Source organism: Aminobacter sp. 01T433 (assembly GCF_056398585.1).
The window spans coordinates 1-21,436 of sequence record NZ_JBFTPR010000021.1; the positions used below are offsets into that span (position 1 = coordinate 1).

The 21,436-nt window shown below is 60.5% G+C and carries 20 protein-coding genes and 1 pseudogene; 18 read left to right on the forward strand and 3 right to left on the reverse strand.

What is annotated here, in order from left to right; genetic code table 11:
- The 14 genes and pseudogenes from AC1DLV_RS25990 to AC1DLV_RS26055 form a co-directional block, all read left to right on the forward strand.
- Positions 1–434, forward strand: a pseudogene (locus tag AC1DLV_RS25990) (Ti-type conjugative transfer relaxase TraA); the annotation flags it as partial.
- A complete protein-coding gene (gene traF, locus AC1DLV_RS25995) occupies positions 431–961 on the forward strand; it encodes a conjugative transfer signal peptidase TraF (RefSeq protein ID WP_476803004.1) in 531 nt (176 codons plus the stop codon). The pseudogene AC1DLV_RS25990 and the gene traF, both read left to right, overlap by 4 nt.
- Before the next feature lie 16 nt (positions 962–977).
- Positions 978–2,114, forward strand: coding sequence for a conjugal transfer protein TraB (locus tag AC1DLV_RS26000; protein WP_476802929.1), 1,137 nt, complete (start codon positions 978–980; stop codon positions 2,112–2,114).
- A gap of 518 nt (positions 2,115–2,632) precedes the next feature.
- A complete protein-coding gene (locus AC1DLV_RS26005; RefSeq protein ID WP_476802930.1) occupies positions 2,633–3,220 on the forward strand; it encodes a TetR/AcrR family transcriptional regulator in 588 nt (195 codons plus the stop codon).
- Positions 3,221–3,298: 78 nt separating this feature from the next.
- Positions 3,299–4,516, forward strand: coding sequence for an efflux RND transporter periplasmic adaptor subunit (locus AC1DLV_RS26010; RefSeq protein ID WP_476802931.1), 1,218 nt, complete (start codon positions 3,299–3,301; stop codon positions 4,514–4,516).
- Positions 4,517–4,527: 11 nt separating this feature from the next.
- Positions 4,528–7,674, forward strand: coding sequence for a multidrug efflux RND transporter permease subunit (locus AC1DLV_RS26015; RefSeq protein ID WP_476802932.1), 3,147 nt, complete (start codon positions 4,528–4,530; stop codon positions 7,672–7,674).
- On the forward strand, positions 7,671–8,120 hold the full coding sequence (locus AC1DLV_RS26020) for a TetR/AcrR family transcriptional regulator (protein ID WP_476802933.1): 450 nt from the start codon (positions 7,671–7,673) through the stop codon (positions 8,118–8,120). Before AC1DLV_RS26015 ends, AC1DLV_RS26020 begins: the two co-directional genes overlap by 4 nt.
- Positions 8,121–8,194: 74 nt before the next feature.
- Complete coding sequence (locus AC1DLV_RS26025) at positions 8,195–8,956, forward strand: GntR family transcriptional regulator (RefSeq protein ID WP_476802934.1); 762 nt, start codon at positions 8,195–8,197, stop codon at positions 8,954–8,956.
- A gap of 232 nt (positions 8,957–9,188) precedes the next feature.
- Positions 9,189–10,214, forward strand: coding sequence for a LacI family DNA-binding transcriptional regulator (locus AC1DLV_RS26030; RefSeq protein ID WP_476802935.1), 1,026 nt, complete (start codon positions 9,189–9,191; stop codon positions 10,212–10,214).
- 34 nt (positions 10,215–10,248) lie between these two features.
- Entirely contained in the window at positions 10,249–11,199 is a 951-nt protein-coding gene (locus AC1DLV_RS26035) for an ABC transporter substrate-binding protein (protein ID WP_476802936.1), read from the forward strand.
- Positions 11,199–11,999, forward strand: coding sequence for an ATP-binding cassette domain-containing protein (locus AC1DLV_RS26040; RefSeq protein ID WP_476802937.1), 801 nt, complete (start codon positions 11,199–11,201; stop codon positions 11,997–11,999). The genes AC1DLV_RS26035 and AC1DLV_RS26040 overlap by 1 nt, the downstream gene beginning before the upstream one ends.
- 46 nt (positions 12,000–12,045) lie before the next feature.
- Positions 12,046–12,999: an ABC transporter permease gene (locus AC1DLV_RS26045; RefSeq protein WP_476803005.1), complete on the forward strand. Its 954-nt coding sequence runs from the start codon at positions 12,046–12,048 to the stop codon at positions 12,997–12,999.
- A 5-nt stretch (positions 13,000–13,004) separates the two neighbouring features.
- Positions 13,005–14,072 (forward strand): phosphotriesterase family protein, encoded by a 1,068-nt coding sequence (locus AC1DLV_RS26050; RefSeq protein ID WP_476802938.1) that lies wholly within the window; start codon positions 13,005–13,007, stop codon positions 14,070–14,072.
- A 39-nt stretch (positions 14,073–14,111) separates the two neighbouring features.
- Positions 14,112–14,879, forward strand: a complete 768-nt coding sequence (locus AC1DLV_RS26055) for a glutamine amidotransferase (RefSeq protein ID WP_476802939.1) — start codon at positions 14,112–14,114, stop codon at positions 14,877–14,879.
- 30 nt (positions 14,880–14,909) lie between these two features.
- Here AC1DLV_RS26055 and AC1DLV_RS26060 read toward each other — a convergent pair whose 3' ends face one another.
- Entirely contained in the window at positions 14,910–15,809 is a 900-nt protein-coding gene (locus AC1DLV_RS26060; protein WP_476802940.1) for a ribokinase, read from the reverse strand.
- Positions 15,810–15,834: 25 nt separating this feature from the next.
- On the opposite strand from AC1DLV_RS26060, the gene AC1DLV_RS26065 reads away from it, so the two are divergent.
- The 4 genes from AC1DLV_RS26065 to AC1DLV_RS26080 all read left to right on the forward strand — a co-directional run bounded on the left by AC1DLV_RS26065 (position 15,835) and on the right by AC1DLV_RS26080 (position 19,362).
- Positions 15,835–16,677, forward strand: a complete 843-nt coding sequence (locus tag AC1DLV_RS26065; RefSeq protein ID WP_476785208.1) for a BtpA/SgcQ family protein — start codon at positions 15,835–15,837, stop codon at positions 16,675–16,677.
- Positions 16,678–16,681: 4 nt separating this feature from the next.
- Positions 16,682–17,329 (forward strand): TenA family protein, encoded by a 648-nt coding sequence (locus tag AC1DLV_RS26070; RefSeq protein ID WP_476802941.1) that lies wholly within the window; start codon positions 16,682–16,684, stop codon positions 17,327–17,329.
- Positions 17,330–17,355: 26 nt separating this feature from the next.
- Positions 17,356–18,624, forward strand: coding sequence for a Zn-dependent hydrolase (locus AC1DLV_RS26075; protein WP_476802942.1), 1,269 nt, complete (start codon positions 17,356–17,358; stop codon positions 18,622–18,624).
- 81 nt (positions 18,625–18,705) lie between these two features.
- Positions 18,706–19,362 carry a M24 family metallopeptidase gene (locus AC1DLV_RS26080; protein WP_476802943.1) on the forward strand — a complete coding sequence of 219 codons (657 nt, stop codon included), beginning with the start codon at positions 18,706–18,708 and terminating at the stop codon, positions 19,360–19,362.
- Positions 19,363–19,653: 291 nt separating this feature from the next.
- On the opposite strand, the gene AC1DLV_RS26085 is transcribed toward AC1DLV_RS26080, so the two are convergent.
- On the reverse strand, positions 19,654–20,436 hold the full coding sequence (locus AC1DLV_RS26085; RefSeq protein WP_476802944.1) for a FadR/GntR family transcriptional regulator: 783 nt from the start codon (positions 20,434–20,436) through the stop codon (positions 19,654–19,656).
- A 99-nt stretch (positions 20,437–20,535) separates the two neighbouring features.
- Positions 20,536–21,432 (reverse strand): NAD-dependent epimerase/dehydratase family protein, encoded by an 897-nt coding sequence (locus AC1DLV_RS26090; protein ID WP_476802945.1) that lies wholly within the window; start codon positions 21,430–21,432, stop codon positions 20,536–20,538.
- Between the last annotated feature and the right edge of the window lie 4 nt (positions 21,433–21,436).

Genomic DNA, 21,436 nt, shown 5'->3' on the forward strand with positions numbered 1-21,436 from the left:
CCGCAAGGATCGAGAAGGAGGAGCAGGTGCTTCGTCATCGTGTCTCGATCGACATCCCGGCGCTGTCGCAAGCCGCAAGGTCAGTGCTGGAAAACATCCGCACCGCCATCGACCGCAACGATCTTCCCGCCGCTCTTGGCCTTGCCCTCGACAATCGCGAGGCGAAGCTCGAGATCGATGGCTTCAACCGTGCCGTCACTGAACGCTTCGGCGAGCGGGCCTTGCTCGTCAATGCCGCCCGAGAGCCGTCGGGTAGCCTCTTCGACAATGCCGCCGAGGGCCTTCGCCCTGGCGAGCGCGAAAAGCTGCGTGAGGCCTGGCCGGTGATGCGGGCGGCCCAACAGCTCGCTGCCCATGAGCGCACAACGCAGACATTGAAACAGGCCGAGCAGTTACAACTGGCGCAGCGCCAGAGCACAGCATGGAAGCTATGAGGCGAGGGCGTATCGTAACCGTTTTCGGCATCGCCGCAGCCGGCGCGGCATCGCTTGCGGTGATTGGCTGGGTCGGCGGCTACAGGTTAAACCTGACACCCAGCGCGCCCATCGGCCTATGGCGCATCGAGGCGATGAACCGTCCTACGGTCGTTGGAGACCTGGTCTTCATCTGCCCCCCGGCGACAGGTATATTCGTCGATGCGTTCGGCCGCGGCTATCTCCGTCGCGGCACTTGCCCTGGCGGGCTGGCGCCGCTCCTTAAGACAATCGTGGCGCTTCCTGGCCAGCTTGTCCAGGTCGACGCCGATGTCATCGTCGATAGCAGACCGCTTGATGCGTCGCACATTCGTCACAAGGACGGCCGCGGCAGAGCGATTGCGCCGTTTGCCGGGGGCATCGTGCCGCCGGGCTACATCTTCCTCCACTCATCCATGGCGAGCTCATATGACTCCCGATATTTCGGGCCGATCCCTGCATCTGGCCTCCTCGGGCGCGCCCGTCCGGTCCTCATCTTCCATCCCTGACTCTGTGTGTGGCGTCATGCTGATAGCAGCTGCAGTGTTGGTCGGCGGCGTCGCCTGGAGCGGAAATCCGCTGACCCTGCCGCTTGCCTTCGCCTCTCCAGCACTTTGGGCTTGGTCGCCGTCCCGCGTGATCGCGGCTATGGTGTCGCTAGGATATTTCCTTGCCGCCTCGCGTGGCCTGCCGCAGGGCGTTACCAACTTTTACGCATCCAATCTCTGGCACGGCCTGTTGCTTTGGATCGTCGCGTCGCTCTCCTTCGTTGCCGTTCATGCGGTGCTTTGGACAAATCGTCCTGGTGGGAAGCGGCCAGCGCGGTTTGGGCTGGCATCGCTCCTCTTGGCGGTGCCACCGTTCGGGATAGTCGGCTGGGCTCACCCGTTGACGGCAGCCGGTGTATTGTTTCCTGGTTGGGGGTGGGCCGGGTTAGGTGTGGCCGCGATCATCATGCTGGTCATGACAGGGAGAAGGTGGCCGTTCGCGGCCGCAGTATTGGGAGGACTTTGCGCATGGTCAGTCACGACCTGGATGCCACCTACCGTACCAGACGGCTGGATAGGTGTAGACCTTGAACTGGGCCAAAACCTCGGTCGCGTCGTCGGACTGGAGCAGCACCGTCAGCTGATCGCAACGGTGAAAGCAGCTGGCGAGGAAGCCCGTGTGGTTGTCCTACCTGAAAGCACTCTCGGTTTCTGGACACCAACGGTCGAGCGGCTTTGGCGCGACGAGCTGCATGGTATCGACATTACCGTAATCGCCGGCGCGGCAATCGCCGATTTGCAAGCCTACGACAATGTCATGGTCGCGATTTCGGCCGAGCGCGCCCGCGTGCTTTATCGCGAGCGCATGCCGGTCCCGGTCTCCATGTGGCAGCCCTGGCTTGCATGGTCCGGACAGGGCGGTGGGGCGCGGGCGCACTTGTTCGCCAATCCAGCGGTCGAGCTAGACGGGCGTGAGATTGCGCCGCTGATCTGCTACGAGCAGCTCATCCTTTGGCCTGTCCTGCAGTCGATGCTGCATTCGCCTGAAGTTGTCGTCGCGACCGGCAATGGCTGGTGGACTGCGGGCACTTCAATTGTAGCCATCCAGAAAGCCAGTGCCACATCCTGGGCCCGGCTATTTGGCGTTCCCCTCATCACCGCCTTCAACCTTTGAGCAAATTGCGCGCATTTGTTCGCTGCCCTGGACATGCCGATCTCCACCAGGCCCAGCGGGCGGTCGATGCTGGGGAGCCTGCGACTGAACCTGACCAACGGCACCTCACTCGGCGTCCTACGTTGCCGGTTGGGAGGTTAGGGGATAAGCCTGCCTCTCGCAAATGCGCCATCTCTGCCGGCGTCCTGTATCCGAGGCACTTTCGTGGCAGCGAGTTCAGATGATGGGCGAAAGGCCTGAAATCTAATAAGTAATTAAAATGATTACCTATTGCCGCGTAATGGGAATTATGGAACCAACATAGCGAACGGACCCTCCGAGGAGCACAGCGCGCCTTTGCTTGCGGCCTGCCATCCTGTCACATCCGGACATCGCAGCTATGACCCAGACTGCGAGCGCACCGGCATGCTGTGGCTCGCCAGTCGGTACACAAATTGGTGAATTGAACTTTCTGTTGCGCCGCACCTATAATAACCAACCAGTCGGAAATTAATTCTAGGCAGCGCAGGCGTGAACGTATGGCCCGTCCAAGGGTAATCGAACAGAGCGACATACTGGATGCGGCGGAGCTCGTGGTTGTCCGCGATGGCGCCGCGCATCTGACGCTTGATGCCGTCGCCACCGAAGCCGGGATCAGCAAAGCGAGTGTCATCTACGACTACAAATCCAAGCAGCAGCTCATCAATGCCATTATACGGCGGCGCCTCGAAGCTGAAGCAGAGCGGATCAGAGCTACCACGGACAGCCTGGGTTCGGTTTCGAGCGCGTCCATCAATGGCCTTATTGCGGCGGCAGCCGAACCGATCCGTGATGATGTGCGAGCCGTCGCTGTAAATCTGGTCGCCGCCCTCGCCCAGAACGCCGAAGCGCGTGGCTATGTGCAGGCCACCTATAGACGATCGATCGATTCGGTCACGGAAACGGCGGAAAACCCGCGTGGTGCCATCCTGGCGTTTCTGGCGCTCGAGGGGCTCAAGAGGCTCGAACTGCACAATCTGAACCCCTGGTCTGACGCCGAACGTGCAGGCATTCTCCGCGACATCCAGTGGCTGGTCGACGCAGAACACCTGCGATCCCAAGACACCAATTCACCGGCTGGCGGTTGATCGCTCACAGCTGCCGCCATTCATCGCCACGGCCTCGCTAGCCGTCCCGGCAAACGTCAACTTTTTCTGGATTCTCTCATGCGCACTTACGTTTTGCCGCTGAAACTTGCAGCGGCCGCCACCCTTTTCGCCTTCATTTCAGGGTGCAGTGATGCCAAAAGCTCTGCCGAGGCGCAGCCGGCTGCCCCTCCTCCCCCCGCCGTGAGCGTCATCGAGGTTGTTCCAGAAACCCTTCCCATTTTGAACGAGCTGCCGGGACGCATTGCCCCAACCCGCATCGCCGAGGTGCGGCCACGTGTCTCGGGCATCGTGCTCGAGCGCGTCTTCGAACAGGGAAGCCTGGTGAAGGAAGGCGACGTGCTCTACCGCATCGACCCGGCGCTGTTCCGCGCACAGGTGGCGAGCGCGGAGGCGACGCTGCAGCGCGCGCAAGCCGTCCAACTTCAGGCCCGCCAGCAGGCTGACCGGCAGAACGAGCTGCGCGAACGCAACGTTTCCAGTGGCCAGCAGCTCGACAACGCGGTGGCGGCACTCGCACAGGCAGACGCCGATGTGGCGATTGCCACCGCGGGACTTACGACGGCGCAACTCAATCTGGACTACGCCGAAATCACGGCACCTATCTCCGGACGCATCGGCCGTGCCATGGTCACGGAAGGCGCGCTCGTCAGCGCCAATGGCCCTGAAAGCCTGGCCACCATTCAACAGATCGATCCGGTCTATGCCGATTTTACCCAGTCGGCCAACGAGCTTCTCCGGCTTCGGCGCGCGCTCGAAAACGGCGCATTGACGAATGCCGAGGCGGGTGCTGCTCGCGTTATGCTTCGACTGGATGACGGCAGTGAATATGCGCACCCTGGCAAACTCCTGTTCCTTGAGGCAGCAGTAGATGCCACCACCGGACAGGTGACGCTTCGTGGCGAGTTCCCCAATCCTGAAGGGGACTTGCTGCCGGGCATGTATGTCCGCGTACTTATCGAGCAAGGCATCCAGCAGAACGCCATCGCGATTCCGCAGCAGGCGATCCAGCGCGATTCAGGCGGGCGATCGCAAGTCTATGTCGTGACTGACAGCAACGTGGCGGACCTTCGGACGGTTCGGGTTGGACGCGTGACCGGTGACCGTTGGGTCGTGGAAGAAGGCCTCAAGGCAGGCGACAAGGTCGTCGTCGAAGGCTTCCAGAAGGTCAAGCCCGGTGCTCCGGTGACCGCCCAGACATGGAAGCCCCAGGATACGGCGCCAGCAACTGGCAGCGCCGGCTCGGTGGAGCCGGCTAGCAAGCCCAAGGCCGGCTAAGGACAGAAAACATGCCTCAGTTTTTCATCGATCGACCCATCTTCGCATGGGTCGTGGCGATCTTCATCATGCTCGCCGGCGTCATCGCCATTCCGTTCCTGCCGGTCGCGCAATATCCGAATGTAGCCCCACCGCAGGTCTCCATTTCCGCTACCTATGCCGGCGCCGCACCCGAAGACATCTACCAAAGTGTCACTCGGCCCATCGAAGAAGAGCTGAATGGCGTCGCCGGGCTCCTCTATTTCGAATCGACGTCCGATTCCTCAGGCATGGTCAGCATAACCGCGACCTTTGCTCCTGGGACCGACAGCGGCCAGGCATCCATTGACGTCCAGAACGCCGTTCGCCGCGTTGAGCCGCGCTTGCCGCAGGTCGTCAAGCAGGTGGGCATCCAGGTTGAAGAGGCCGGCAGTGGTTTCCTCATGATGGTCGCCCTTACGTCGACAGACGGCTCCCTCGATGTCGTCGGGCTTGGTGATTATCTTAGCCGCAACGTGCTCAGCGAAATCCGGCGAATCGACGGTGTCGGCCGCGCGCAGCTGTTTGCAACGCAGCGCGCCATGCGCATCTGGATCGATCCTGACAAGATGGTCGGATTGAAGCTCACATCGGACGACATCACCAATGCGATCCGGTCACAGAACGCGCAGGTTGCCGCTGGCCGCATCGGGGCTGATCCCAACCCGATCACGCAGCAGATTTCGGCCACCGTCCTGGTGAAGGGCCAGCTGACCTCCGCCGAAGAATTCGGCTCGATCGTGCTGCGCGCCAATCCCGACGGTTCGTCGGTCCGGCTGTCGGACGTAGCGCGCGTCGAGGTCGGCGCGGAAAACTACAACTTCTCCACCAGGCTCAACGGCAAGCCAAGCGCAGCGATCGCGGTACAGCTGTCACCGACGGGCAACGCGTTGGCGACATCCGAAGCCGTCCGGGCGCAGATGGAGGAGCTGTCGCGCTTTTTCCCCGAAGGCCTGGAATACGCCATCCCCTACGACACCTCGCCGTTCGTGAAAGTGTCGATCGAAAAGGTCATCCATACGCTTCTTGAAGCAATGGTGCTCGTCTTCGCGGTGATGTTCCTGTTTCTGCAGAACTTCCGCTACACGGTCATCCCGACACTGGTCGTTCCGGTGGCGCTGCTCGGAACCTGCGCGGTCATGCTGGCCACGGGGTTCTCAATCAACGTCTTGACGATGTTTGCTATGGTGCTGGCGATCGGCATCCTGGTCGACGATGCCATCGTCGTGGTCGAAAATGTCGAGCGCATCATGGCCGAAGAAGGGCTGTCGCCAAGGGACGCGACGCGCAAGGCCATGAAGCAGATCTCCGGCGCGATCATCGGCATCACGCTGGTTCTCACGGCCGTCTTTGTGCCCATGGCGTTTTTCCCGGGAGCCGTTGGCGTCATCTACCGGCAGTTCAGCCTGACGATGGTCGTGTCGATCATGTTCTCCGGATTCCTGGCACTATCGCTGACACCTGCGCTGTGCGCCAGTTTCCTGAAACCGGTCAGCAAGGGGCACCACGAGAAGAAGGGCTTCTTTGGTTGGTTCAACCGCGGCTTTGACCGGACGACGAGCAGCTATACTTCGAGCGTCGGTTGGATCGTGAAGCGGACCGGCCGTTTCATGATCATCTACCTGGCGCTGCTGGTCGGTCTCGGTTGGTCCTTCATTCAGCTCCCCACCTCCTTCTTGCCGAACGAAGACCAAGGCTTTCTGATCGTCGATATCCAGGGGCCGCCGGAATCGAGCAGCAACCGCACGCGGACTATTGCCGAAACCGTCGAGACGATCTTCATGGGCGAGGAAGCGGTCGACCGCATGATCGTGGTCAACGGCTTCAGCTTCTCAGGCGCGGGCCAGAATGCCGGTCTTGCTTTCGTTACCCTCGATGACTGGAGCGAGCGCGACGAACAGAACTCGGCCGCGGCCATCGCTGGGCGCGCCAACCGTGCGCTCTTCCAGATGAAGGATGCGGTCTCTTTCGCGCTTTCGCCACCGCCGATCCAAGGCCTTGGCACGTCCAACGGTTTCAGCTTCCGTCTCCAGGATCGGTCGGGCCGTGGTCAGGTCGCCCTCGCCGCCGCCCGCGACCAGCTGCTCGCGGCTGCCGCAAAGAGCGAGGTCATCACCGGCGTGCGGGTTGAAGGCATGCCCGACGCAGCCCAGGTCAATCTCCTGATCGACCGCGAAAAAGCGAACACGTTCGGCGTTACCTTTGCCGACATCAATTCGACGATATCGGCCAATCTGGGGTCCGCTTACGTCAACGATTTCCCGAACGCCGGCAGGATGCAGCGGGTGACGGTGCAATCCGACTCCGGGCGCCGCATGCAGACCGAAGACCTGCTGAACCTCAACGTACGAAACGCCAATGGCGGCATGGTGCCTCTGTCCTCTTTCGCCAGCGTTGAATGGCAAAAGGGAGCGGCTCAGGTCGTTGGCTACAACGGCTATCCCTCCGTGCGCATCAGCGGCCAGTCGGCACCTGGCCACTCGTCGGGAGCTGCGATCGAGGAAATGGAGCGCCTGGTGAGTGAATTGCCAGCTGGCTTTGGTTATGAATGGACAGGTCAATCGCTCCAGGAAATCCAGTCCGGCTCGCAGGCTCCTGCTCTGATCGCGCTCAGCATCGTGTTTGTGTTCTTGCTGTTGGCAGCACTTTACGAGAGTTGGGCCATACCGGTTTCCGTGATCCTGGTGGTGCCGCTGGGCGTTCTGGGCTCGGTGCTGGCGGTGATGTATATGGGCATGCCGAACGACGTCTATTTCAAGGTCGGCCTGATCGCGATCATTGGGCTCTCCGCCAAGAATGCGATCCTGATCATCGAGTTCGCCAGGGACTTGCGCAAGGAGGGAATGTCGCTCATCGACGCGACGGTCGAGGCGGCCAAGCTCCGCTTCCGGCCGATCATCATGACGTCACTGGCCTTCAGTCTGGGTGTTGTGCCGTTGGCCATCGCCACAGGCGCGAGCGCCGCCAGCCAGAACGCCATCGGCACCGGCGTGCTGGGCGGGATGATCTCGGCAACCGTCCTTGCCATCTTCTTCGTTCCGGTCTTTTTCGTCTTCGTCATGAAGATGTTCGGACGCAGTAAACCTGAACAACAGGCAAGCGGGGATGCGCCTGAGGGAGTGCAGGTTCCGGCCGAATGAATAGTTCCAACAGGGAGCCGGCCGCAGATAGGTCGGCTCCGGAGCGAGGATGCGGGCCGAAGGAGCGCCTGTTCCGCGCGGCCATTCATGTTGCGCTAGAAAATGGCTTTGGCAAAGTCACGCTAGATGCGGTTGCTCGACAGGCAGGCGTCAGCAAAGGCGGGCTGCTCCATCACTTCGCATCCAAGAAGGACTTGATCCGAGCGATGCTGAAACATTATGCCGATGCGGCAACTGACATGCATCTCGTGGATATCGACGTCGATCCCCTCGCCGTCGCCGCACTCGTTGCTGCAGCGGAAGACACGCTGCTGCTCGAGACGATCAGCTCAAAGTTCGATGTTCAAGGAGCCGAACCATCCGGTTCGGAGCAGCGAGCGGCCCGGCTGGCTGTGGCAAGCGGGTTTGCCAACCGGCTTTGCCTGCGTGACTTTAGAGGCGACTAGGCCTGCGAATGTGGAAGCTAATTGCCCGGATAGGCTTGGGCAGAATTCACATGTCAAACGCGCAGGAGGACCCCGTGCCAAATCGCTATCTTTCGCCTGCCATGCACGACCAGGACGCCATGGCATTGCTGCTGGTCCCGCTCGTTGGCGTGGAGGCAACAATCTACAATGACATCTGGAATGCCGTCATCGACCGGAAGTTGCCGCCTGGCACCAAACTCGAAGAGATTGCCTTGAGCGAGATCTACGGGATCAGCCGGACGGTTGTCCGCAAGGTACTGGCCATTATGGAGCAAGAAGGCGTTGTGACGTTGCCGTCCAATCGCGGCGCTTATATCGCCTCACTGACACTTCGTGATGTGGAGGAATTGCTCGAGGCCGTCGATGCAGCAATGACCCATATCGTTACCCGACTAGCTTTGGAACCATCTCGGATCAGCGACGAGCAGCGCCAAAATCTGGATACGCATACCATAATCGAAGAGGTGGCCGACGTTGTCCAAGACTTCCATACGACACGGCGGTTGCATATCGAGTATCTGCTCTTGCTATCGCTGGTTCACGGCAACCTTGTTATTGCGCGTGCGCTGGAGCGCAACCTTATGCGACTTGCCACTGGCCTTTCCACCTATCAGGCCGCGCCGGCAACCGAACGTTCCGCAGAGTTTTCGGCCAAACTGACGCGCCACATTCTCAACGGTGATCCAGAAACGGCTGTGGCTTGTCTTGTTGCCAATAGCGAAGCTGTACGGCGGACATTGCACGCTCCAAACGACGATGGCGAGATCGACCTCCGATCCATTCTCCGGGCTGCCACTACACGATGTTGGGCTTGAGTGTCGCTATCGCATAGGACGAGATAGCACTTACAGACGACAGCACGTTGCGACGCCATTTACTGGCCGAGCTAGCCGCCGCTGGCGATCAGTGCTGTCAGGTGCTCGCGGAGCGCTCCAACCTCCTTTTTAGATGGCTTTGACAAAGGCCTCTTGACAGCCGGCTTGAGTCTGCGGCTTTATTGTAAAGCGGTTTAGTAAAGCGTTTTACAAACGTAGGGAGCGCGACAGGGTGGGCAGGGAGAAGGTTACAAGCCTGAAGGATGTCGCGGGTGTGGCGGGTGTTTCCGTAACCACCGTTTCGCGGCTGCTGAACGGTTCGCTTGACTTGCCGCATGAAACCAAGAAGCGCATCGAAGATGCGATCCGCGATCTCAACTACCAGCCGAACCCGCATGCACGACGCTTAAGCCGCGGCCGCTCCGACACGATCGGTCTTGTCGTCCCCGATATCGCCAACCCATTTTTCGCAACGCTCGTTGCTGCTGTGGAAGAAGAGGCCGACAATCGCGGGCTTGCGGTTTCGCTCTATGCGACGCTCAATCGCGCCGGTCGCGAAATCGCTTACCTGCAACTGATCGACCGCAATCATGTCGACGGCCTGATCTTTGTCACCAACCATCCCGACGACGGGCAACTCGCGTCGCTCATCAACCGCACCGGAAAGGTCGTGGTCGCCGACGAAGACGTACCCGGCGCCCGCACGCCGAAACTGTTCTGCGACAACCGGCAGGGCGGATATCTGGCCGGCAAGCATCTCGTAGAACACGGTCACCGCAACGTGTTGTTCATCGGCGGACCAGACGAGATGATCAGCTCCCGTCGCCGTTTCAGTGGACTTGAGGACGCCGTGCGCGAAGGTTTCGGCGCCGACGCCCAGCTGACGAAATATGCCGGCGACTACACCGTCGGCTTCGGTCGGGAGGCGGCGAAGCGCTTTATCGCCGAAGGCAAGCCTGCGACGGCAATCTTTGCGAGTTCCGACGAGATCGTCATCGGTCTCATCGAGGTTTTCCGGGGCGAAGGCGTCTCGATCCCGGACGACGTCTCGGTGGTCGGCTTCGACGACGTTGGGCCGCTGCACCTCTTCGCGCCGGCCATGACCGCGATCCGCCAGCCGGTTCGAGCCATCGGACAGCGCGCAGTGTCGCTGCTTTTAGAAACAAACTGGCAGGAAACGGACGCTTCTTCGCCCGAAGTGCTCCTGCCGGTCGAAATCATCGTGCGGAAATCCGTTGCTCCGCCGGCGAAACGATAACCCCGCAATGGAAAAACTCTCGGAGGATAAGAGTATGACCTGGACTTTGAAACGCAGAACGTTCGTTGCCGCCCTCGGCTTCACCGCGCTGACCTCGATCTCTGCATTCAGCCCTGCGGCCGCAGCCGAAAAGACCTTCGCCCTGGTACAGATCAATCAGCAGGCGCTTTTCTTCAACCAGATCAATGAAGGTGCCCAAAAGGCTGCCGACGCCGCCGGCGTGAAGCTGGTGATCTTCAACGCCAACAACGACCCAGCTGCCCAAAACAGTGCCATCGAAACCTATATTCAGCAGAAAGTTGACGGCATTGCCGTTGTCGCCATCGACGTGAACGGCATTATGCCCGCGGTCAACCAGGCTGCTGAAGCAGGCATCCCGGTCGTTGCCATCGACGCAATCCTGCCCGAGGGTCCGCAGAAGGCGCAAATCGGCGTGGACAACGCAGCCGCCGGCGCTGACATGGGCAAGTTCTTCCTCGACTACATCAAGGCTAATGCCGATGGCAAAGCCAAGATCGGCGTCGTTGGCGCCTTGAACTCGTTCATCCAGAACGTCCGCCAGGAAGGCTTCGAAAAGACCGTCAAGGTCGATGGCGTGGCATCCGCCGGCGTCGTCGATGGCCAAAATGTCCAGGACACGGCACTTTCCGCTGCCGAAAATCTCATCACCGGCAATCCTGACCTGACCGCCATCTACGCGACTGGTGAACCGGCTCTGATGGGCGCTATCGCCGCCGTCGAAAGTCAGGCCAAGCAGGACAGCGTTAAGGTGTTCGGCTGGGATCTGACGGCGCAGGCGATCGCCGGTATTGACGCGGGCTACGTTGCCGCCGTCATCCAGCAGGATCCGTCCGCCATGGGCGCCGCAGCCATCGACGCTCTCAAGAAAGTCACCGATGGCGGCAGTGTGGAAAAGACGATCGCCGTTCCGGTGACCATCGTGACCAAGGACAACGTCGAGCCATACCGGGCAATCTTCAAATGATGACGACTAACAGACAGCATCCTCCCGCTGTCGCCGGTGTCGGGGGGGCTATGCCCTCCCGCGCTGGTTCCAGCCCGCGCATATCCTTGAAGGGAATCCGCAAGGCATTTGGTTCGCACCAGGCGCTGCGCGGCGTGGACCTCGATATCTATCCGGGCGAATGCCTCGGCCTGGTCGGCGACAACGCTGCCGGCAAGTCGACGCTGACCAAGATCATCTCGGGAACCTACATTCCCGATGGCGGGACGATCACGCTTGAGGGCGAGGAAGTTCGCTTCACCGGTCCGGCCGACGCGCGCAGCCGTAACATCGAGATGGTGTTTCAGGACCTGAGCCTCTGTGACCACATAGATGTCGTCGGCAATCTTTTTCTCGGCCGCGAGATCAGCAAGGGCCCGTTCCTCGATACCAAGACCATGCTCGAAGAGGCTCGCAAGATGCTGGATGCGCTGGAAATCCGCATCCCGCGGCTGACCGGAAAGGTTGCCCAGCTGTCCGGCGGACAGCGACAGGCAATCGCCATCGCCCGCGCCGCCTCGTTCAATCCCAAGGTCCTGATCATGGACGAGCCGACATCTGCTCTCGCCGTGGCGGAGGTGGAAGCCGTCCTGGCCCTGATCAACCGCGTCAAGGCCAAGGGCGTCTCGGTGATCCTCATCACTCACCGTTTGCAGGATCTATTCCGCGTCTGTGACCGTATCGCAGTCATGTACGAGGGCACAAAGGTTGCCGAACGCGAAATCGGCAATACCAATCTTGAAGACCTCGTCAAACTGATCGTCGGAGAGGGAGCCAGGTAATGACGGCTATACCGAACGCGCCAAGGGCTCGCCCGCGGCAGACTTCCTGTCCGAGCACGCCCAAGTGCTATCGATCACCTTCTTCTTTCTCGCCTGCGTGCTATTTTTTGCATTCACCACCGATACCTTCATGACGCTCGGCAACATCCTGAACGTCATCCGTCAGGCTGCTCCTATCCTCATCGTCGCAGTCGCCATGACCTTCGTCATCATCACTGGTGGCATCGACCTTTCGGTCGGCTCACAGGTGGCCCTCGTCAATGCCGTGGCAGCAATCGTTCTTGCCATGGGTTACCCCTGGCCGGTCGTGGTCATTGCCATGCTCACCTTTGGCGCGTTCATTGGTTTCGTACAGGGCTGGTTCACCGCCTTTCAGGGCATACCAGCCTTTATCGTAACCCTCGCCGGTCTTTCGATCCTGCGCGGTTTCGCGCTTTATCTGACACAGGGCTATTCCATCCCGATCAAGGATGTTCCGGGCTTCTTTGCACTCGGTCGTGGCGAGCTCTTTGGTTTCCCGATTCCTGCTTTGATCGCCATTGCTGTCGCCATCATCGGCTACGTAGTGATCTCCTCGACAAAATATGGCCGCCAGGTGGTTGCGGTAGGCTCCAACATGGAAGCGGCGCGCCGCGTTGGCATGCCGGCGAAATGGATCATCGCCTCGGTCTATATGGTTGCTGGCATTGCCTGTGCGCTTGCGGGCCTGTTGATCGCCGCACGTCTCGGTTCCGGCTCGTCGAACGCAGCAGTCGGCTTCGAACTGCAAGTGATCGCGGCTGTCGTCCTTGGCGGAACCTCCCTGATGGGCGGTCGCGGCACGATCCTTGGCACCGTCCTTGGGACGCTCACTATCGCTGTGATCGGCAACGGACTGATTCTGATGCACATCTCGCCGTTCTTCACGCAGATCGTCACCGGCGCGATCATCCTCATCGCGATATGGCTCAACACCCGCATCTTCACCGCCAACTTCCGCTTCGGCGGGAAGAAGAGGTGAGCGGAATGAGCCACGAGCTTTCCGAAGGCCATGTGCGCTCCGGTCAGGTCATGACCGTGAACGGGCCAGTCGCGGCGGAGAGCCTCGGCATCACTTTGATGCACGAGCACACCCTCAACGACTGTCGCTGCTGGTGGCATGCACCGAAAACTAAGGAGCGGCAATACCTCGCCGAAGGTTTCGTCTGCATAGAAATCCTCGGCGAGCTGAGGCAGGACCCCTTTGTCAACAAGGATAACATCACCCTTGATGACGAGCCCTTGGCGATAGCCGAACTAAAGGCGTTCGCTGCCGAAGGCGGCCGGACCGTGGTCGAACCCACCTGCAATGGGATCGGTCGCAATCCCCTCGCCCTTCGGCGGATCTCGCAAGCCACAGGTCTCAATTTCGTGATGGGAGCCGGCTATTACCTCGGCTCTTCCCATCCAGCGAAGGTTGCCGGGATGACCATCGACCAGATTGCCGACGAGATCGTGGTCGAAGCGCTCGAAGGCGTCGACGGCACCGACGTGAAGATCGGCCTCATCGGCGAGATCGGTGTTTCAGCCGATTTTACCTCCGAGGAAGAAAAATCGCTTCGTGGAGCCGCGCGCGCTCAAGTCCGAACCGGCCTGCCGCTGATGGTGCACCTGCCGGGCTGGTTCCGGCTCGGCCACAAGGTGCTCGACATCGTTGCCGAGGAAGGCGCGGAATTACGCCACACAGTGCTCTGCCATATGAACCCGTCGCACGACGATTTCGCCTACCAGAGCGAGCTCGCCGCTCGCGGCGCTTTCATCGAATACGACATGATCGGCATGGATTTCTTCTATGCCGACCAGCAGGTCCAGTGCCCCAGCGACGAAGAGGCGGCCCGAGCCATCGTCCGGCTGGTGGAAGCTGGTCATCTCGACCGGATCCTGCTGTCGCATGATGTGTTCCTGAAGATGATGCTCAGCCACTATGGCGGCAATGGCTATGCCTATGTGCTGCGCCATTTCCTGCCGCGCCTGAAACGCCATGGACTGGCTGATGCTGCAGTTGACCAAATGATGCGGGGAAATCCCCGCTCCGTATTCCAAGCCGGGGCCTGATTTCCGGCCCTCCACGCGTTCAACTAAAACGGATACACCATGACAAAAAAAGTACTTCTCGTCGGCGAAAGCTGGATCAGCTCGGCAACCCACTACAAGGGCTTCGACCAGTTCGGCAGCGTGACGTTCCACCTGGGAGCCGAACCGCTCGTCAAGGTGCTCAAGGGCAGCGAATTCGAGCTGACCTACATGACCGCTCACGACGCCGTGGACAAATTCCCCTACGATATGGCCGGGCTCGACGAATACGATGCCATCATCCTCTCTGACATCGGCGCAAACTCGCTGCTGCTGCCTCCGGACGTGTGGTTGCACTCGCGCACAGTTCCGAACCGCCTGAAGCTCATCAAGGCCTGGGTCGAAAAGGGCGGCGCGCTGCTGATGGTCGGCGGATACTTCTCGTTCCAGGGCATCGACGGCAAGGCCCGCTGGCGCCGTACGCCGGTCGAAGACACCTTGCCGGTCACCTGCCTCCCCTATGACGACCGGGTGGAAATGCCGGAAGGCGCGGTCGCCGATATTGTCCAGCCGGATCACCCCGTCATGGCGGGTCTTGGCGGCAAGTGGCCTCTTCTGCTGGGTGTCAACGAAGTGGAGGTACGTGACGGCGCCGAGGTTATCGCCCGTCTGCCGCAGGACCAAGGTGGTCATCCGCTGCTGGTGCTCGGCAGCCACGGCAAGGGCCGCACCGCTGCCTGGACTTCCGATATCGGCCCGCATTGGCTTTCGCCAGCGTTCTGCGAGTGGGAAGGCTATGGCCGCCTGTGGAAGAACATTCTCGGCTGGATGACGGAAAACGCCCGCTGAGCTTGATCATGGCCCGCGCTGGGTGAAAACTCAGCGCGCGGCCAAGATTGAGGCCAATTGTTCGGCTGACGGAAACGCCGACAGGGTTCCGGGCCGGGCAACGGTGATCGCAGCGGCACGGGTCGCATGCTCGATCGACGTGCGGTCGAGACGAGTTCCGCGAAGCGCCGCCGAGGCAAGGGCAACCGCCATGAAGGTGTCGCCCGCGCCGGTCGTATCGACGACGTCGCAAGGCACGGCGGGAACGCGGACAAGCCCTTCGCCCGTCGCGAGCATTGCGCCGTCGCCGCCGAAGGTCAGGACGACTTCACGAACGCCGGCGGCAAGCAGTTTGCTCGCAGCATCTTCGCCGCCAGCACCGGTCAACGCCAACGCCTCTCCCTCGTTGAGGAAGGCGATGTCGACCAGAGGCCACAGGCTGCCGAAGAAGGGGCGAAGGGGAGAGGGATTAAAGGCGGTGACCATGCCACGGGCGCGAGCAGCCTCCAGCACGCCGCGTGTCGTTTCATCCGAAAGGTTTCCTTGCAGGACTGCAAGGTCTTTGGGAGCGGCACCGGCAAGCGAGGCGATGGCATCGGCAGGAGTGAAATTCTGGGCGGAATCGGTCGTTGTGATGTTCACGTTTTCGCCGTCCGGTGTGGTCAAGACGATCGAGAAATCGGTCGATTTGCCCGCCAGCGGAAACAGCCTGCTGATCACTGGCTCTTTCGCCAGGTGTTCGCGGATCAGCTCCGCGCGGAAGCCGTCGCCGAAGGCTGCCACAAGGCTTGTCGGCAGACCCGTGCGGGCCATGACGACAGCCTGGTTGGCGCCCTTGCCGCCAAGGTCGCGGGACTGCTGGCTGCCATGAATGGATGCGCCGGCAGCGGGCATCTCCGAGATCCGGATGGTTTCGTCGACAGCGACATTACCGATTACGTAAGCGTGCATGAACAGACTTTCGAAAGGGAAAGAAATGCAGGAAATCTCCAACATGTCATCAAGCGCCGTAAGGGAAATATTCGGAACTGACAAGGTTCTGATAGGCATGATCCATTGCCCGGCCTTCCCAGGCGCACCGCGCTATCGCGGCGCGGACATGTCGACGATCTACGATGCCTGCATGCGAGACGCCGAAGCACTGATTGAAGGCGGCATGCACGGGCTGATGATCGAAAACCACGGTGATGTCCCCTTCTCCAAGCCCGAAGATATCGGCCAGGAGACAGCTGCCTTCATGTCGGTGGTGACCGACAGGATCGCACGTGCGATCGGCGTACCGCTCGGCGTCAACGTGCTTGCCAACGCCCCCATCACGGCCTTCGCGATTGCCATGGCAGGCGGCGCCAAGTTTATCCGCGTCAACCAATGGGCAAACGCTTATGTCGCCAACGAGGGCTTCATGGAAGGCCGAGCAGCTGAAGCGATGCGCTACCGCTCATTGCTGCGCGCCGAACATATCAAGGTCTTCGCCGACAGCCACGTGAAGCACGGCTCTCACGCGATCGTCGCCGACCGGTCTATCCAGGAACTGACCCGCGACCTCGCCTTCTTCGACGCCGACGGTGTTATCGCCACCGGCCAGCGCACCGGCAACACGGCGACGATTGAGGAGATCGAGGAGATCGGTTCGGCCACGCACCTGCCGCTGCTCGTTGGCTCCGGCGTGACCAAAGACAACATCGTCGAGATCCTGAAGCGCACCAACGGCGTCATCGTCGCTTCGTCGCTGAAGTTCGACGGCGTATGGTGGAACCCCGTCGATATCGAGCGGGTAAAGGCGTTCCGCGCCGCCGCCGCCCCCGCACTGGAGGCTTGAACGAGTGTCGGAGGAGACCCTTTCCGAGCAGATCCTGCGGGAAAACGCGGACGTCTTCGAAGCGATGGTCCACCATCGCTTCGTCGAAGACATCAAGCAGGACCAGCTCACCAAACAGGCTTTCGAACGCTATCTCGTCTATGAGGGCGCGTTCGTCGATACAGCGATCTCAATCTTCGCCTATGCGGCCGCGAAAGCCCAGACGATCGAGCAGAAACGCTGGCTGATCGCCGTACTCGATGCGCTTGCCAACCAACAGATCGCCTACTTCGAAAAGACCTTTGCCGACCGAGGCATCGACCCCGCCGTATTTGATCTCGACCTTCCCGAGGTAGAAGAATTCCGAACCGGCATGCTGGAGATTGCCCGTGATGGGGACTTCCTCGATACAGTCGCGGCGATGTTTGCCGCCGAGTGGATGTACTGGACCTGGTCGCGAGAGGCCGCAAGCCGTGCGATCAGTGACCCACTGCTGAAGGAATGGGTGGATATGCATGCCCGTGAGGATTTCGCAGCACAAGCAAAGTGGCTCAAGCAACAGCTCGATGACGCCGGCAACGAACTCGATGCCGTGGAGCGCAAACGTCTGAGCGATATTTTCGGACGTGCACAGCGGCTCGAAATAGCCTTCCACGACGCGCCCTATCGCTGATCCATCACTGAACCTGGTAGCCGACAATGAATTTTGACGCTCAGATCAATGGCGGTCGCCTGTTGCGACGGATTGACGATTTCGCCCGGATCGGCGGAACTGCTGCAGGCGGCGTCAACCGCCAAGCACTCATGCCGGAAGACAGGCAGGCACGCCGAGTGCTTGCCGAACTGGCGCTGGCACGCGGCTTTCGGGTGTTTCAGGATCCGATGGCCAATCTCTTTATCCGCAGAGAAGGTCGCCTCACCGATCGGCCGCCTTTCGTGATCGGCAGCCATCTCGACAGCCAGCCGACGGGGGGGCGTTTCGATGGCGCGCTCGGTACACTGACGGCCTTCGAAGTCATGGAAAGCCTGGAAGACGCTGGCATGGAGACGGATCTTCCGCTCGAAGTGGCTGCCTGGACAAACGAGGAAGGAAGCCGCTTTGCGCCCGGCACGATGGGCTCCATGGCCTTCGCTGCGGGTGCGATACCAGAAGCCTGGTCCGACCTTCGCGGCAGCGACGGAGCGCTCTTCACGGAGGAACTCAAGGCGACGCTCGACGCCCTTTCACAGGTGGATATGCGGCCGCTCGGCTTTCCGATCTGCGGCTATCTGGAACTTCATATTGAGCAAGGGCCGTCTCTCGAACGCGACAATATTCCAGTCGGTATCGTCCACGGCATTCAGGGCACCCGCTGGCTGGAGGTGACGATCTCCGGCCAGGCGGCACATGCGGGGACCACGGCGCTCGAGTTTCGCCGCGATCCGATGGTGGCGGCGTCAGCGGCCCTCGACGCACTGTTCAAGGGCATCATGCCTGGAGACGAACGGGCCCGCTTCACCGTCGGGCGCTTCGCGGTCCAGCCTGGATCAGTGAACGCCATACCGGGTTCGGTCACGTTTTCAGTCGATCTCAGGCATCCGGAAACCCCGGCAATTGACGAACTGGAGGCACAGGTGCGCAACACCTGTACCGCACAGGCAAATGCCGCCGGCTGCGAGGTGAACATCCGGCAATTCTTCGACATGGCGCCGGCCGCGTTTCCCGAGAGGTTGCTTGGTTGCCTCGACCGGGCTGCTAGATCGCTCGGCCTTCCGGCAAAACGCATGCTGTCGGGGGCATTTCACGATGCGCTCTTCATCAATAGTGTGGCTCCCTCGGCCATGATCTTCGTGCCCTGCCGCGACGGGCTCAGCCACAACGAGGCGGAGTATGTCGAACCCGAACATTCGGTCATCGGTGCACGCATGCTGCTTCGGTCGACCCTGGAAGCGATGAACGAACTGAGTGCCCCGCCAACCGCGCGTTGATGTGTTGAGGCTTAACGTCGGCGGCCAACGGCTTGCGCTGTCGATGTCGGTACAAAAAGAACGAGCAATAGGGACGATACAATGGATGATACGCCACCTGCCGGCTTGGTCGAGGCCCAGAGATTGGCCATCAGAATTGCCGAGGCCATCGCCACCGACGCAGTTACGGGAGAGACTGAGATAGAGGTCCGCGACCGCGCGGACCGATATGTGCGTGAATTCGGCGGAAAGGATGTCTGGACACCCACCATCATCGGGTTCGGGGTCGGAACCCTGAGTTGTTTTCCAACCGATCGGCCGAGCATCCGTCAACTATGGAACATAGACCTTGGCATGATCGACGTTCACCCGATTACAAAGGATGGATGGTGGGGCGATTGTACGCGGACATTTCAACGAGGGGATAGCGTTGCCCAGGGCATGGCCTTGGCGGCCGTCGAGGCCATTCATGCAGCTGTTCTGGACTCAGTCAGACCAACCATGCGTGCCTGCGACCTCTTCGCAGTCTTCAAATCGGAACTCGCGAAGACCCCCTTCTTGCTGCTGGATCGCCTATCGAACATCGGTCATTCGCTAAGCGTCGATTCTTCCTACGACGCAGGCTACATTGATGCGTGGAACGAAACCCCGATGACCGGGGCTTGGGCAATCGAACCTTTCATCGGCAACCACCTCTATGGCGTGAAGAAGGAGGACGTCGTTTGGTTCGGGCCAACGAAGTGCACCGTCATCACATAGCCTGGTCGGCCGGCCGCCAAAGAAGCTGCTCGAACCACGCAGCGGTTTGGAATCTATCGCACTAGAGACGCCTCGCCGTTGCTGGCGCGTGCGATCATCCAAGTCCGATGGTTGGGACGAGAAGGCTATTTGACGTGCGCTGCGCTGAACCCTGACCGCAAGGCGAGTTCCGGAGCGGTCATTCCGGTTGAAACGAAGCCCCAACTCCTACATATCGGCGCCGATTGTCGTACAGCCGAAAGGACGGCGGCCTGCAGGCCTAAAGTGGATTCCAGCTCAGCGATGCGACCTCTATCTTGATCGTCGGCCGATAATTTCGTCGGTATTCGCCAAAAGCTTGCGAACCGCATTCCGCGCCGCATTTGAATTTTGCAGTCGAATGCACCTCTCGATGTTTTCATGCAGTTTTTGCGCCCGCTGCAGACTGCTGTCCTCGCGGGTCACATGAACAAACAGATGATTCAGCGCGGATTCGATCAGCACGCCGAGAGGGACCAGCAGGTCGTTGCCCGAAGCGCGCAAGATCGCGACGTGAAATCGCGTGTCGGCCTCTGTCCGCTGCTGCAGCGAGGCGGCATTGGCCATATCGTGCAGCGCCTGACTGATCTCCGCCATCTGTTCATCGGTCCGACGCTCCGCAGCCAGAGCCGTTGCTTCCGGTTCGATGATATGGCGGAACTCTTGAACAGTCCTGAGAAAGCCTTCGCGGTCAGGTGAGGCAGCGTACCAGCTCAGGACGTCGCGATCGAGCAGGTTCCAATGCTCTTTGGGCTCCACCCAGCTTCCAATCTTGGGGCGAGAGGCAAGCAGGCTTTTGGCCATCAGCATCTTGATGGCCTCGCGCACCGCCGAGCGGCTGACATCGAAGATCTCGGTCCACTTGGCCTCGTTCGGCAGGATCGTTCCCGGCGGGTAGTCGCCGCGCACGATCCTGAGGCCGATCTCGCTGGCCAATGAAGCATGCACACTCGATCCGGATATGCGGGTGGCATTCGCCCGACGGGTCGTGAGCGGCTTGTCCTCTACGGACAGGTCGGGCTGGCTTGAGATTTCCTTGGATTTCAGTTCCGGCATGCTTCCTCGTCGTTCCTGCTTTATCCACTGGCAGCGACTGGCGCCGCCATTCGCTCCTTGCCTGCCCCGACAGCGAAACCTGTCAAGCTTGGCCGTCAATCAACCTTGTGGCACATATTTCCGCCAGCCATGCTGGCTGCGGAAACCGAGAACATCCTTGACCTTGCGGTTAGACAGCAGTGTCTCGAACTCGCCAAGTTCGTGCTTCAGCGGCACGCCAGGATAGAACCGGTCGATCAACTCCTTCGTCGGCAGGTCGGACGAGGTGTCGTCGTTCGCCGCATTGAAGACCTGATAGCCGAGACCGTCCTTCTTGACAGCGAGATCGGTGATCTGCCCAAGGTCGCGTGCGTCGATGTAGCTCCAGGCGATCCGCTTGCGGAAGCCTGGATCGGCAAACCACTTCGGAAACAGCTCGTATTCATGCGGCTCGATGACATTGCCAATGCGCAAGGCATAGATGTCGAAACCGCTGCGCAGGGCAAAGGCGCGTGCTGTCTTTTCATTGACGACCTTGGACAGGGCGTAACTGTCCATCGGATCGACATCGTATTCCTCATCGAGCGGAAAATACTGCGGGCTTCGCGGCTCATTGGCGAAGACAAGACCATAGGTGGTTTCGCTCGAGGCGATGATGATCTTGCGGATGCCGAGCTTCACCGCCGCCTCGATCACGTTGTAGGTGCCGAGCGTGTTGATGCGGAATAGCTCGTTATCTGGCGTGAGCATGATGCGGGGGATGGCGGCGAAATGCACGACGGCGTCGACCGGCTGCGGCCGCAGCGACGGGTCGAACTCGTGGAGCCCCATATAGCTCGACAGCGCATTGAAGACCTGACCGCTGTCGGTGATGTCGGTGATCAGCGTCCGCACCTTCGGATTGTCGAGTGGTTTGACGTCGAGGTTGAGCACCTGGTGCCCCTGCTCCACAAGGTACTGCACCACATGCCTGCCAGCCTTACCACTGCCGCCCGTGAACATGATCCGCTTCGACATTTTG